The organism is Xylophilus rhododendri, from assembly GCF_009906855.1.
Classification (GTDB): Bacteria; Pseudomonadota; Gammaproteobacteria; order Burkholderiales; family Burkholderiaceae_C; genus Xylophilus; species Xylophilus rhododendri.
Genome location: NZ_CP047650.1, coordinates 5407270 through 5420324, shown reverse-complemented (window position 1 = coordinate 5420324; position 13055 = coordinate 5407270). Strand labels below are relative to the sequence as shown.

At 59.3% G+C, this 13055-nt stretch carries 11 protein-coding genes; 8 read left to right on the top strand and 3 right to left on the bottom strand.

What is annotated here, in order from left to right:
• The first annotated feature begins 16 nt into the window (after positions 1 to 16).
• Genes tssM through GT347_RS25045 form a run of 4 tightly spaced genes read left to right on the top strand, consistent with a single transcriptional unit; the run spans position 17 to position 7760 of the window.
• The gene (gene tssM / locus GT347_RS25060; protein WP_160554778.1) at positions 17 to 3598 is read left to right on the top strand and encodes a type VI secretion system membrane subunit TssM; all 3582 of its coding nucleotides are present in this window, start codon (positions 17 to 19) and stop codon (positions 3596 to 3598) included.
• Positions 3599 to 3627: 29 nt separating this feature from the next.
• Positions 3628 to 4641 (top strand): hypothetical protein, encoded by a 1014-nt coding sequence (locus GT347_RS25055; protein ID WP_160554777.1) that lies wholly within the window; start codon positions 3628 to 3630, stop codon positions 4639 to 4641.
• Positions 4619 to 5002 carry a hypothetical protein gene (locus tag GT347_RS25050; RefSeq protein ID WP_160554776.1) on the top strand — a complete coding sequence of 128 codons (384 nt, stop codon included), beginning with the start codon at positions 4619 to 4621 and terminating at the stop codon, positions 5000 to 5002. Before GT347_RS25055 ends, GT347_RS25050 begins: the two co-directional genes overlap by 23 nt.
• Before the next feature lie 58 nt (positions 5003 to 5060).
• The gene (locus tag GT347_RS25045) at positions 5061 to 7760 is read left to right on the top strand and encodes an NB-ARC domain-containing protein (protein WP_160554775.1); all 2700 of its coding nucleotides are present in this window, start codon (positions 5061 to 5063) and stop codon (positions 7758 to 7760) included.
• Positions 7761 to 7906: 146 nt separating this feature from the next.
• Here GT347_RS25045 and yfcF read toward each other — a convergent pair whose 3' ends face one another.
• Both yfcF and GT347_RS25035 read right to left on the bottom strand, forming a co-directional pair.
• Positions 7907 to 8527, bottom strand: coding sequence for a glutathione transferase (gene yfcF / locus GT347_RS25040; RefSeq protein WP_160554774.1), 621 nt, complete (start codon positions 8525 to 8527; stop codon positions 7907 to 7909).
• A gap of 99 nt (positions 8528 to 8626) precedes the next feature.
• Positions 8627 to 8947, bottom strand: coding sequence for a helix-turn-helix domain-containing protein (locus GT347_RS25035; RefSeq protein WP_229722496.1), 321 nt, complete (start codon positions 8945 to 8947; stop codon positions 8627 to 8629).
• A gap of 89 nt (positions 8948 to 9036) precedes the next feature.
• Between GT347_RS25035 and GT347_RS25030 the strand changes: the two genes are divergently transcribed.
• Entirely contained in the window at positions 9037 to 9474 is a 438-nt protein-coding gene (locus tag GT347_RS25030) for a hypothetical protein (protein ID WP_160554773.1), read from the top strand.
• 303 nt (positions 9475 to 9777) lie between these two features.
• Here the strand turns inward: GT347_RS25030 and GT347_RS25025 are convergent, their stop codons facing one another.
• Complete coding sequence (locus tag GT347_RS25025; RefSeq protein ID WP_160554772.1) at positions 9778 to 10068, bottom strand: nucleotidyltransferase family protein; 291 nt, start codon at positions 10066 to 10068, stop codon at positions 9778 to 9780.
• Between the two features lie 197 nt (positions 10069 to 10265).
• Here GT347_RS25025 and GT347_RS25020 point away from each other — a divergent pair, with 197 nt between their 5' ends.
• From GT347_RS25020 to GT347_RS25010, 3 genes are all read left to right on the top strand, one after another.
• The gene (locus GT347_RS25020) at positions 10266 to 11180 is read left to right on the top strand and encodes a LysR family transcriptional regulator (RefSeq protein WP_160554771.1); all 915 of its coding nucleotides are present in this window, start codon (positions 10266 to 10268) and stop codon (positions 11178 to 11180) included.
• A 127-nt stretch (positions 11181 to 11307) separates the two neighbouring features.
• Entirely contained in the window at positions 11308 to 12033 is a 726-nt protein-coding gene (locus GT347_RS25015; RefSeq protein WP_160554770.1) for a DUF1028 domain-containing protein, read from the top strand.
• A complete protein-coding gene (locus GT347_RS25010) occupies positions 12030 to 13004 on the top strand; it encodes a Bug family tripartite tricarboxylate transporter substrate binding protein (RefSeq protein WP_160554769.1) in 975 nt (324 codons plus the stop codon). Before GT347_RS25015 ends, GT347_RS25010 begins: the two co-directional genes overlap by 4 nt.
• The last annotated feature ends 51 nt before the right edge of the window (positions 13005 to 13055 follow it).

Sequence of the window (13055 nt, the reverse complement as noted above, 5' to 3'; positions counted from 1 at the left end):
AGATATCGAGCACGGCATGAAGAAGTTTCTGCAAATCCTCCTGCACCCCATCGCCCTGGCGCTGTACGGCCTGCTGGCCCTGTCCGCCCTGGTCTGGTGGGTGAGCCCGCTGATCGCCTTCGGCGAGAACCATCCCTTCGACGGCATGTGGACCCGCCTGGGCGTGATCGCCCTGATGGTGCTGGTCTGGCTGCTGATCGTGGGCCTGCGCGCCCTGCGCCGCAAACGCGCCAACGCCGAACTGCTGCAGGGCCTGAGTGGCGGCGGCAACAAGGCCGGCCGTGAAGCCGAACAGCTCGACGAACGCTTCAAGGAAGCGCTGACCGTGCTGGAAGACAGCGCCAAACAGTCCGGCAAACGCGGCTTCTTCAAGCGCGGCCAGTACCTCTACGACCTGCCCTGGTACATCTTCATCGGTGCCCCCGGCTCCGGCAAGACGACCGCCCTGCTCAACGCCGGCCTCACCTTCCCCCTGGCCGGCAAGATGGGCCAGGCGCCGGTCAAGGGCGTGGGCGGCACCCGCAACTGCGACTGGTGGTTCACCGACGAAGCCGTGCTGATCGACACCGCCGGCCGCTACACCCTGCAGCAGTCCGACGAGAAGGCCGACGCCTCGGCCTGGGAGAAATTCCTCGACCTGCTCAAGAAGAGCCGCCCGCGCCGCCCCATCAACGGCGTGCTGCTCACCCTCAACGTGCAGGATCTTCTGCAGCAAAGCCCCGCCGACCGCAAGGAACACGCCCAGCGCCTGCGCGCCCGCCTGCAGGAGCTGCACGAACGCCTGGGCGTGCGCCCGCCGGTGTATGTGCTGGTCACCAAGAGCGACCTGATCGCCGGCTTCAACGAAACCTTCGGCGACTTCGGCAAGGAAGAACGCGACCAGGTCTGGGGCTTCAGCTTCCCCTACGACCCACGCGGCGAAGACACCCCCGTGCAGGAATTCGCCAGCGAATTCGCCGCCCTGGAAAAACGCCTGCGCGACCGCGTGCTGGACCGCATGGAGAGCCAGCAGGACCCGCTCAAACGCGCCGCCATCTTCTCCTTCCCCCAGCAGTTCGCGGGCCTGAAGGGCCTGATGGGCGGCTTCCTGGAATCCGTCTTCGACGGCGGCGGCCAGCTGGAACAGCGCGCCCTGCTGCGCGGCGTGTACTTCACCAGCGGCACCCAGGAGGGCACACCCATCGACCGCGTGCTGGGCACCCTGGCCCGCACCTTCGGCGTGGACCAGAAGGCGGCCTCCATCGCCTCCACGCGCGGCAAGAGCTTCTTCCTGACGCGGCTGCTGAGCGAAGTCGTCTTCACCGAACAAGGCCTGGTCGGCGAGAACCGCCGCGCCGAATCCAGCCGCAAGCGCCGCCGCGTGCTGGGCCTGGCCACCATCGCCGTGCTGAGCCTGGTGCTGATCGCCGGCTGGGCCATGAGCTGGATGCGCAACAAGGCCTACGTCGATGAAGTGCAGGCCCGCCTGTCGGAAGTCAAATCCGCCGTGGAGGCCCTGCCGCCCGCCGGCAGCACCGACGTGAGCGCCCTGCCGCAAGTGCTGGACAAGGTGGCCGCCGCCCCCAAGCCCACCGGCTACGACATCGACCACCCGCCCCTGCTCAACACCCTGGGCCTGTACCAGGGCGACTACCTGCAGGCCGGCGCCGACATCGGCTACCGCCACCTGCTGGACCGCGCCCTGCTGCCCCGCGTGGCCAAGCGCCTGGAAGAGCGCCTGCGCGCGGTGGACCGCAACAACCTGGAGCTGGCCTACGAAGCCCTCAAGGGCTACCTGATGCTCTACACCCCCGAGCACTTCGACGCCGAGGCGCTGAAAGCCTGGGTGACCCTGGACTGGGACGCCAACCTGGCCGGTACCCTGACGCCCGAACAACGCGCCGCCCTGGCCACCCACCTCGACGCCGCCCTGGCCGAAGGCGCCCCCCGCGCCCTCGCCCCCATGGACAAGACCCTGGTGGCCAATGTGCGCGAGATGCTGGTGGCCTACCCGCTGGAATACCGCGTCTTCAGCCGCCTGAAGCGTGCCCAGGTGGGCGCCGATTTCCCCGAGTTCTCGGTGGCATCGGCCGGCGGCCCCAACGCCGCCCAGGTCTTCGAGCGGGCCAGCGGCCAGCCCATCACCAAGGGCATCCCGGGCCTGTTCACCCGCGACGGGTATTTCAAGGCCTTCAAGGGCGCCGTCGCCAAGGTGGCCAACCAGCTGCAGGACGAACAGAACTGGGTGCTGGGCGTGAACGCCCCCGCCGCCTCCCTGAAGGCACAGGCCGGCACCGCGCTGGGCTCCATCGCCGCCAGCAACGGCGGCGAGATGGGCGAACGCGTGCGCCGCCTCTACCTGCAGGAATACATCAAGGTGTGGGACGACTACCTGGCCGACGTGCGCCTGGTGCGCCTGGGCGGCCTGGACCGCAGCCTGGCCGTGGCCCGCGTGCTGGCAGCGCCGGACTCGCCCCTGCCCGCCTACCTGCGCGCCGTGGCCCGAGAAACCCAGCTGGCCGACCAGGCCCAGAAGGAAGCCGCGGCCGGCTCCGGCCTGGCCAAGATCGACGAGAAAGCCAACAAGGCCAAGGCCGACATGGCCGCCCTGGTCGGCAACAAGACGGACCCGAACGCCAAGGTGGCCGGCGCCCCGCTGGAAGCCCTGGTGGACACCCATTTCGCCTACCTGCACCGCATGGTGGCCGGCACCCCCGCGCCCATCGACGACGTGACCAAGCTCTTCAACGAGGTCTTCGTGCAGCTCAACGCCGTGGACGCCGCGCAGAAGAGCAAGAGCGCCCCGCCCCCGGCCGCCGCCGGCGGCGGAGCGGCGGCCAAGGCGGCAGCAGCCCTGCAGCCCGAGCCCATCAAGTCGATGCTGATGGCCCTGGGCGATGCCGGCGCCAGCCAGAGCATGAACGCAGAGCGGCAAGGCCTGAGCGGCGACCTGAAGCCGGTCACCGACTTCTGCAGCCGCACCATCGCCGGCCGCTATCCCTTTGCGCAGGGCAGCAAGTCGGACGTGCTGCCGGACGACTTCGGCCAGTTCTTCGGCGTGGGCGGAATGATGGACGACTTCTTCGCCCGCCGCCTGGCCACCATCGTGGACATCGGCGCCACCCCCTGGGTCTACAAACCATTGGCCGACGGCAGCAAGCCGCCCGGCGGCGCCGCGCTGGCGGACTTTCAGCGGGCAGCAAAGATCAAGGAGGCTTTCTTCCGCAACGGCGGCAAGGCGCCTGGCTTCAAGGTGGACCTGCGGGTGCTGGAGATGCCTGCGGGCATGAGCGACATCACCATCGATGTGGATGGGCAGGCGCTGAAGTTCGCGGCGGGGAATACGGCTGCGCAGACGATCAACTGGCCCAGTACCCGGGTGGCTTCGCAGATCAAGCTGAGTGCGGGTGGCGGGGCTACGCAGATGTTCGAAGGGCCTTGGGCGCTGTTCCGGATGTTGAATGCGTTTGAGGTTCAGGCTTCGCCGCAGCCGGAGAGATTCGTGGTTGTGCTGAATCTGGATGGGAAGAAGGCTCGGATGGAGGTGATTTCCAGTAGTGCGATTAATCCGTTGAGGATGCGGGAGGTTGCGGCTTTTAGGTGTCCGGATGGGTTATGAAATTAGCCCGCCATTCACCTTTCTAAATCATGCAAATATTTGACCAAGCCACAAACCCAAAAAGGCGCAGCATGCTTTCAAGCATTGGATTAAGAATAGAAAGGCTCTTGTATTTGGTTTTTTTTCTATTATTAATGTGCGCTTTGCAAGTTTATTTAACCGCCGCGGCCGTTCATTTCAACGCGACGGACACCCGAATATTAGACTCTTTCATTCAAGCCATTGAAGAAAAACAAAGCGAACTTAGCCTTTTATATAACGAAGGACAGCGAATACGTCGACCGACAACGGACCGCGACAAACGTGTTGCGACAATGCGTGAAAGCCTAGGACTTCCAGCATCCCAATTGCAAGAGACTCTTGATGGACAAAAATACAAAGCGAGATTGCGCGAAATATTGCTATCCACACCTCAATGGTATACTCTTAACGAAAATACCATAAACGCAGAGAAACCTATCGAGCAAATATTATTGGATCTCCGCCAGCTGCGTCAGAGCAAGATTCAAGATCGAGGCACAGTGCTTGGCATCGAGATTCCGCGCCTATATACACTCCAATATGGATCAGCTGCTTTTAGACTGTCAGCACAACCACTTGCTTTTGCTCTTTTAATCGCGCTCTATCCGTTGACGTTTGTATGGCTAGGGTCTTTTTATATCACTCGTCAGCGAGAGCTTCTTGCACTTCGCGCCTTAAAAGACTACAAACAAGCTTTCCCGCATATTCTAAATTTTGTTGCTGTTGATTTTTCAAGCTTGCAGCAACGTATGGGAATTCTTGTAAAACGCAAAGACGCTCGCATTAACCTTCTCGCGTCAAAGATCGCCACGACAACGCTTCGCGGCGTTTTTCTAACTATAACTGTTACACCACTCGTCGCTGGACTTGGATACTCAACCATCCAACTTCACGACCTGCTTGAGTTACCAATTCCGGCAACTGCAGTGGCGACAGTTGCCTACATCGTAATGATGGCACTCACCTTTGGCCTCATAATCCAAGAAATTACTGCTTTGCGTGGAAAAATCTTTTATGAGTAGAATTTTTGTATTAATTTTTGCAGCTTTAGTCACACCCGGCGCTTTGGCCGCAAACGAGAAAGGCAAGCCCATTACAATCTTGGCACCTATCTCTTGTGTCGATTGGGTTGACGGAAGAAAAACCGACTCCGAAATTGGATTGATGAAGTTTTATTCAGCCAGCGTTCGAAATGAGTTCTGGTTGCTTGGCTTGATTAATGGACTAAATGCGAAATTAAACTCCCCTGACTTACTTGCCTCGGTCGATGCAAAACTGGTTTTTGCGTGGATGGATCGATATTGCTCTACCAACAAGAGTGAAGATATTTTCAAGGGAGCAGAGGAATTCCTCGATCAGGTTGCCCAAAAAATTCGCCGGTAGTTCTAATCGTTGAATTTTGTGGCAAGTTAAGCAAGCATACCCGCATAGGAAAACTAGAGTGCAAGAGACGTCCAATACAAGAATTCGATGTGCAATGATCGTGTATGAGCTTGAACGAGCACTTGGCCGATTTTGCAGGGAGCGTAGCGGGGCATTGACGGGATCGGGTATCGCGCGCGACATTTTAATTCGAGCCGGCTCGTCCAGTGAAACAGACTTTGCCGTATCCGCTCAAATAGTGATTGAAAACTCTTATTTGGGTGAGGTATTGTCCCTTGCACAACTTGCAGCGAAAGGCAGCTCAAATTCAGACTGGCTGAGTAGGCTGGAAAAATTGCTGAACACTCTGGCAATTTTTGAAATTCGAAATGCAATCAGTCACCCAAACCGCCCTTTCCCGGAATATTACTGGTATCGATGCGCTGCCATTGCGGCAGATCCTTCAATGGACGCGCTTGGTCTTTTTGAAATATCGCTTGCATTTCAAAATGCCCTAGATGGAAGAATCGAAGAACCCCCAGCCGACTGGATGCACAAAATGCGGTGGTCAATTCCTGCGGCTTTGCCATCAAGTTTTGAACACGCAATAACTGGGTTATATGGACGTTCAAGAGAAACTACTCGGCTTCAAAAAGAAATTATAAATCCCCGCGCACCACTCGTGGCGATTGTTGCTAGAGGCGGGGTGGGCAAAACCAGTCTTGTATTGCAAGTCATATCTGATTTTTGCCTTACCGCCGAATCTGGCAAATATTTTGAAGGAGTGCTTTGGGCCACATTAAAGCAAGAAAGATTAACGTCAACCGGAGTTGAAATACTTTCCGCGCCGTCTAGCATGGCCGAACTCGAATTAGCGCTTTCCTCAGAAGGGGGTGAGATGCTAGGTAAATCTTTCGCCGATTTTGAAGAAATGAAGCGATCACTTGACGCCCGACGCATATTGCTATGCTTAGATAATCTCGAAACAATTCTTAGAGACTATCCAGAACAATTCACTGAATTTTATGACAACCTGCCGGGGACTTGGAAAGTAATAGTCACCAGTCGAATTCCGGTGGAGGGCGCGAAAAACATATCCCTAGATGTTCTTGATAAGCAAGGCGCTATCCAGCTGGCTAGAGCTTACCTGGACAGCAAAGGAGCCCAAACAGTCAAGACAGAATTTCTTGAGCGCATTGCCGTTGACTGCAATTTTAATCCACTTGCAATCAGACTCACTGTCGACTCATATCTTTCCGGAGGTCAGATAGATGATGCGTTACGCAAGACTGAGCAGGACGTTCTCGCATATTCTTTCAAAAATTTATTAGACACTTTGTCTACTCTGGAAAACGATGTTCTTGAAACACTATTTGTGCTAGATGCTCCGAGTCGCGCCCAACTTTGTGGCGCACTCGATTGTGATGCAGATGAAATTGCTCGATCAATTGGCAAACTTTCTGCAGTTTCTCTCGTGAGCAGGATTGAATCTGAACTTGGTGAAAGATACACTTTAGGAAGCTCGATTCGTGATTTACTTCGAGCTTACCCAAGAAATTTACCAATTCGATCAAAAATCGCCACTTGGCTAGAAAAAACAAAATCATCCAAAGAGAATGCGATTCGTGTTCAACTTGAACAAAATATTTCCCCGGTCTCACTTGAATTTATTCCGCCAGAAACCAGCGCACAACTTATTGCCTACTCCAAAAAAATTAAATCAGCCTCTAAACGAGACAGTAGAAATGTCCTTGTAGAAGTTGAAGGAGAGCTGAGGCAACAAATTGGGGCTGACTCAACGTCCTCATTCTTATTTCGCTTGTATGCATGGTGTTTGTTGGAGCTTGACGACCCAGGAACGGCAATAACGTATTTCCATAAGGCTATTGCAACTGATCCCCTAGATCCAGCTCCACTTTTTGGATTGGCGCAATCGATACAAACACAAGGAACTCGGGCTGATATGTATGCCCCGACAAAGACCTTGATAGAGAACAGCTGGGGAAATCCTGCTCAAGCCGGCAGCTTTTATGCAAACAGAATATGGTCCATGTATTTACTCGCAGCAAACATAAAGGAACTTTTCCCGGAGGTCTTCGAGTGCACGGTTGATTGGCAGAAACATTTAACCGAGTTACCAAGTTTCGCACTAAGTCGAGCGGCCACCTATCGTCGTCTTGCCGAACTAGAATACAGACAGAGAAAATCCGGCAATGAGCGCCTGGGTAATCTTTTAGCCAAATCGTCTCGCCCAATGAAAGCTGTTCTGGAGGAGCAAAACTTTGCGCGATGGATGATTCCAGAGCTGAGAAAACTCGTTAGTGAATTTCATTTCTACAGAAGTAGAGGATCGTCATTTCAAACGTTTAAGCCCGAAGATGTTGTTGATATAAAATCACTTCTTGCATTATTAAAAGAAAATCAATCCAAATTAATGCATGGTGGATTTCCACCGCAAGAGATACCGAACTTGCTTGAACTTGCAAATGATGGCCAAGTGCTGCAAGTACACGAGGAAGCAGACGCGTCAATCAATTCTTATATAGAAAACGGTTTTACTATTGCAAGAGTGAAGCGCGGATCGAGGCCTGATGCCAATTATGTATTTGTACGCGACGACCGTGGAACAGACTATTTCATGCGGCTTGACATTTTTGAGCAGGGAAGCTGGACCAATAGATACAAATTGATTCCCGGAGCTGAAATTGCATTGAAATTTGAGCACAGCGAAAGAGGTTCGGCATTTGCTGCGACAGAAGGCTGGCTAATCGAGAGATGATATTTAGCGATGGGCAAAGGTTAGTCGGGCGAGTTTGTTCTTGTTCTGGCAATGCATGTCTGAAGTCGAGTAGAGCAGTCTTATATAATCAGGCTCGGACGCAGTCCAAGTCGGTCGCAACTGCATTTAAGCAAACGAGGCCACGATCATTTCATCCGGCTTAATACCACCCACGCCTGTACCGACTCCTTCCGCCACTGCCCCCGCACATACTCCGCCAGCCGCTCCGGCATCGCATCCCCGTGCCGCAGCAACCGATTGAGCATCACCGCCAGATCCGTGTCGGCAATGCACCACTCCCCAAACAGATGCGGCCCCCCATGCGCCAGCAAGGCACTGGCGCCCGCGTAGAGCTTGGCCACGGCCGCCAGCCCGGCGGGCGAAAGCGGCGCCGTCACCGGCGTGTAGAAAACCCCTTCCGTGGACCGCTCTTCCCGTATCGACATCAGGTCGCTGCGCAGCCAGGCCTGCACCTGCCGTGCGCGTGCGCGGGCCTGCAGCTCGCGGGGATAGACGGGGGTCTGGGGATAGGCTTCCTCCAGGTATTCGACGATGGCCGATGACTCGGACAGCGTGAAGTCGCCATCGGTCAGGGTGGGCACGCGCTGCGTCAGGGACGATTCGGCGAAGGCGCGTGCGTGCTGCTCGTCGCGGGCCAGATCGACCGTGGACAGGGTGAAGGGCAAGCCCTTCTCCCGCAAGGCGACGTACACGGACAGCGCGTACGGGGAAGTGAAGCGGGAGTCGACGTGGAGGTGCAGGGTCATGGGCGCCACCATAACCGGCCGGGGTGGAAAAGTCCGCGTGCCGGGGTGCCATGGCACGTCGGCTATCCAACGAACGCGCGCCTGACTTTCAGCCGCCGGTCAGCCCGCAGACCCCAGAAGCTTTTTCACCTCTCGCCGGACCTTGGTGCCGGCCCGATGAAAGCTCAGGATGAATTCGGCCAGCTCGTCGTCGTCGCAGTACAGATAAGCCACCGGCACCTCCAGCACCTCGGCCAGCCGGCAGGAGATCGAATAGGCCGGCGCATGCACGCCCACCTCGTAGCGGTTCATCCGGGTGGAAGCGACAGAGGGATCCAGCCCGGCGGCAATGCCCAGCGCCCGCTGGCTCATGCCCGTGGCTTCACGGGCGGCCTTCAGCCGCGAGGACCAGACGCTGATGTCATTTGATTCGTTTGTCACACTACGATCCTCGTAGTGGCATGGCACACTGGCTACTACGAAGTTCGTAGCGTCCCGGGGTAGGACGGCACGATCTGGAGCCCTTCACCATGAACGACCGAATCGCATACGAGTTCTTTTGCTGCCGCAACCCTGTCGATCCGCGCGACTGCCGGCGCTTTCATCCCCTGGGCGGAATCGACCCGATGGATCTCGCCATTGCCCACGAAATGCTGGGTTCGATGCTCAGGCGGGTGACTGAGGAGACTGCTCCGCAGCAGTACCTGGGCCCTGGCGGGGAAGTAGTGCTGGCCTCCACCGAACTGGAAGGCTCCATCTGCGCGGTGTTGCCGCTGCAGGCACTGTGCACCGCGCCGGTCATCGCCATTGCCGAGGTCTGTGCCTTTCTGAACTGCAGGCTTGTTCCCATCGATGGCGGTCCCGATGTAGCGCCTAGTGCGGAGGCATTGCTTGGCGATCTGATGCGTCGTGCCATCGCGCGGGTTCGGCCAGCGGGGACCGCGCTCTGCAGGGTAATGGACGCCTGAGCCTTTGCGTCGTGCATCGGCCGACTCAAATGAAAACAGCCTCGCAAGGAGGCTGTTTTCAAAAGTTGGGTCCGAGGTAGGTAGCTGCCTCTCCTTAGCAACCCTCAACGGGTGGTTCGAAGCACCTGTGTTGCCACAGCCTCTACTTGCAACGACGCCAGATGTCGTTGCTGCCGGTAGGTGAAAACGGAATTCTGGCTTGGTCCTCACCCAATGCTCTTGCAGAGACCCAACCCGGGAATTCTAGGGATGACACCTCGACCGCCCAGCCTGGAAAGATGCTGCCGCGGCGCCGCTTGTCGCTCACACAGGCCGGGCTTCGGCCAGCACCTTCGCCCTGAAGTTCTGCGGCAGGTCCATCGGCGTCAGCAGATGAACCCGAGTGCCCAGGAGCGACTCCAGCTCATCCTGCAAGCCTCCCAGATCGAACAGCGTCGCGCCGGGCAGTGCATCGACCAATAGATCCAGATCGCTCCCCTCCTCGTCCGTGCCATGCAGTACCGAACCGAACACACGCGGATTGGTCGCGCGGTAGCGGCCGGTGGCCTCACGGATGGCGGCTCTGTTGAGATCAAGCATGAGCGAAGGTCGCATGGGAGGCTCTGCGCAAGGGCTCTTCTTCACCTCTACCCTTCCATAGACAAAGCCGCAATTTTCCATCCGCCCATCGGCCCTGCCCCGCAAGCCCACCGGTGTTTGACCTCTTGCAGGCACAAACATTGCCCGCGAACCTGCCACTGTCCGCAGGCGCTTGTTTCCTGCACCGGGCAACCATCATCCAGGGCCACAGCATGGTGCGATTCGACATCTCCGACCTCCGTATCTTCGTCAACGTGGTGCAGGCCGGCAGCATCACGCTGGGCGCGGAGCGTTCGCACCGGGCCGCGGCTTCCATCAGCGCGCGCATCAAGGAGATGGAGCTGGAGATGGGCGCTCCCCTGCTGATGCGGGCCCGCTCGGGGGTGGTGCCCACCGAGGCCGGACGCAAGCTGCTGGAGCATGGCTTTCGGCTGCTCAACGAGGTGCAGCGCATGAACGACGACCTGGCCGAGTACGGAAACCGCGCCAGGAGTTTCATCAAGCTCCACTGCAACACGGTCTCGCTCTACGAGTACCTGCAAAAGCCCGTCAGCGCCTACCTGCTGCAAAACCCGGGCACCGCGCTCACCATCGAGGAGCTGGTCAATCACCAGATCCCGCAGGCGGTGCTGGATGGCAGCGCGGACATCGGCGTGGTGGCGGACCCGGTCGATACCAAGGGGCTGGAAACCATTCCCTTCGTGCTGGACCGCTACGTGATGATCTCCAGCAAGCGGGTGGCGCCGCTGGTGGGGCGGCGCTTCGTCGATTTCCTCGATTCCGAGTTCGTCGGCCCGGGCCGGGGCAGCTGGATGCACACCATGCTGCAGCAGCACGCCGCCGAGGCGGGCAAGCCGCTGCGCTACAGCGTGCAGCTTCGCAGTTTCTCGATGACCTGCCAGCTGGTGGCCGACGGGGTGGGGATCGGCATCGTGCCGGCATCGGCGGCCGAGCGCATGCAGGCGCAGGTGCCGCTGCGCATCACCGAACTGGAAGACTCCTGGGCCCAGCTGCCGCTGAAGTTCTGCGTTCGCAAGCGGGCGGAGCTTTCCAGGCAGTCGGCGGCGCTGCTCGACTTTCTGTTGAGCCAGGACCAGGGGCAGAAGGCCAGGCTGCGTTCGGTCTGAGCGGGGCCTGACCGGTGGATGACCGGTGGATGACCACCGGATTTTCCGAAGCCAGGCGACGAATTTCCTGCTGTTCGGCGCCGAGGGCGCTCGGAAGAATGGGGCTCGTCCATTCCTTCCCCGAGACATGACCTACTCCGTCATCGGCCGCTGTGCCAGAACCCACGAAATCGGCCTCGCGATCGCGACCTACTCGCTTGCCTGCGGCTCCTTCGCGCAGGGCGCCCATGGCGGCGCCGGTGTCGCCATGACCCAGGCCAATGTGCGCAAGGGCAATGCCTTGCTGGCCAACCGGCTGCTGGCGATGGGCTGTTCCAGCCGCGCCGTGGTGCAGGCCCTGGTGCAGGACGATGTGCACGAAAGCTTTCGCCAGATCGCCGTGATGACCCGCGACGGCCGGGTGGCCACGCACACCGGCAGCCGTGTGGCGGGATGGGCCGGGCAGAAGGCCGGAACCGACCACGTGGTGTTCGGCAATGTGCTGGTGGGCGAGCATGTGCTCGATGCCATGGAGGCCGGCTTCCTGGCCGACCCGGCACGGCCGCTGGTGGAGCGGCTGATCCAGTCGCTGGAACATGGCCGCGATGCCGGCGGCCAGGGCTCGGCCACCGCCCACATGCCGGAGCGTTCGGCCTGCGTGGTGGTCACCGGGCAGAAGGCACAGGCCGCCTGGGACCTGCGGGTCGACCTGCATCCGACGGCGGTGCAGGAGCTGCAGCGCGTCTATCAGGCCTTCGCCAGCTACCAGGGCTATTACGAAGACCGCGACGACGACCCCAGCCGCTGCCCGTCGCAGCTGGCCTGGGAGAAAGCCCAGCTCACCGAAGACCAACTCGCGGAGTTCCTGAAATGAAGATGTCGAAGACCGTGCTCTCGTTCTGCGCGGGCCTGGGCCTGCTGGCCGCCGGGCTGCTGCCCGGCACGGCAGCGGCACAGGATTGGCCCAAGGCTCCGGTGCGCATCGTGCTGCCCTTCACGCCGGGCGGCGGCGACCAGGTGTTCCGCATCATCGCGCCCCGGCTGCAGGACAGGTGGAAGCAGCCGGTGGTGATCGACTACAAGCCGGGCGCCAGCAACATCGTGGCGACCGACTACATCGTCAAGTCCCGGCCCGATGGCTACACCATCGGCGTCACCGGCGCGACGGTGGCGAACAATCCGCTGTTCTACAAGACCATCCCCTACACCTACGACGATTTCAGCGGCATCACCAAGGTGGTGAACCTGGAGATGGCATTGGTCGCGCGCAACGATGCGCCCTTCAACACGGTGCCCGAGCTGGTGGCCTATGCCAAGGCCAACCCGGGCGTGCTGAACTGGGGCACGGGCGGGCTGGGCGCCACCTATGTGGGCTTTCGGCAGTTCATGTATGCGGCGGGGATCGACATGGTCCATGTGAACTTTCCGGGCTGGTCGCAGGCGCTGTCGGAGCTGATGGGCGGGCGGCTGGACCTGGTCATCGATCCGCACGATTCCAGCGTGCAGTTCGTGAAGTCGCACCGGATGAAGATGTTGGCCTCCTTCGGGCCGAAACGCATCGCCGGCTTCGAGCAGATACCCGCGGTCAACGAGACCTATCCGGGTGTGGACATCACGCCTTACCTGGCCTTCATCGCGCCCAAGGGCACGCCTGCGGCCATCCTGAAGAAGATCCATCAGGACACGGTGGAGGTGCTGGGCGATCCGGCCATCAGAAGGCAGCTCGCCGACCTGGGCCTCAACGCGGCGACATCCACGCCCGAGGAAACCGACAGGGCCTTCCGTACCGAAACCGTGGAGTGGGCCAGGATCGCGCGGCAGATCAAGCTGCCGCCGCCGCAGTAGACAGCGGGCGGGCCACCGGCAAACGCCGGATGACTCGCCCATGCCAGAATC

Excerpts from the sequence above, each read along its gene's own strand:
- tssM (WP_160554778.1), top strand. The coding sequence starts at position 17 with ATGAAGAAGTTTCTGCAAATCCTCCTGCACCCCATCGCCCTGGCGCTG.
- GT347_RS25055 (WP_160554777.1), top strand. The coding sequence starts at position 3,628 with ATGCAAATATTTGACCAAGCCACAAACCCAAAAAGGCGCAGCATGCTT.
- yfcF (WP_160554774.1), bottom strand. The coding sequence starts at position 8,527 with ATGACCCTGCACCTCCACGTCGACTCCCGCTTCACTTCCCCGTACGCG.
- GT347_RS25030 (WP_160554773.1), top strand. The coding sequence starts at position 9,037 with ATGAACGACCGAATCGCATACGAGTTCTTTTGCTGCCGCAACCCTGTC.
- GT347_RS25025 (WP_160554772.1), bottom strand. The coding sequence starts at position 10,068 with ATGCGACCTTCGCTCATGCTTGATCTCAACAGAGCCGCCATCCGTGAG.
- GT347_RS25020 (WP_160554771.1), top strand. The coding sequence starts at position 10,266 with ATGGTGCGATTCGACATCTCCGACCTCCGTATCTTCGTCAACGTGGTG.
- GT347_RS25015 (WP_160554770.1), top strand. The coding sequence starts at position 11,308 with ATGACCTACTCCGTCATCGGCCGCTGTGCCAGAACCCACGAAATCGGC.
- GT347_RS25010 (WP_160554769.1), top strand. The coding sequence starts at position 12,030 with ATGAAGATGTCGAAGACCGTGCTCTCGTTCTGCGCGGGCCTGGGCCTG.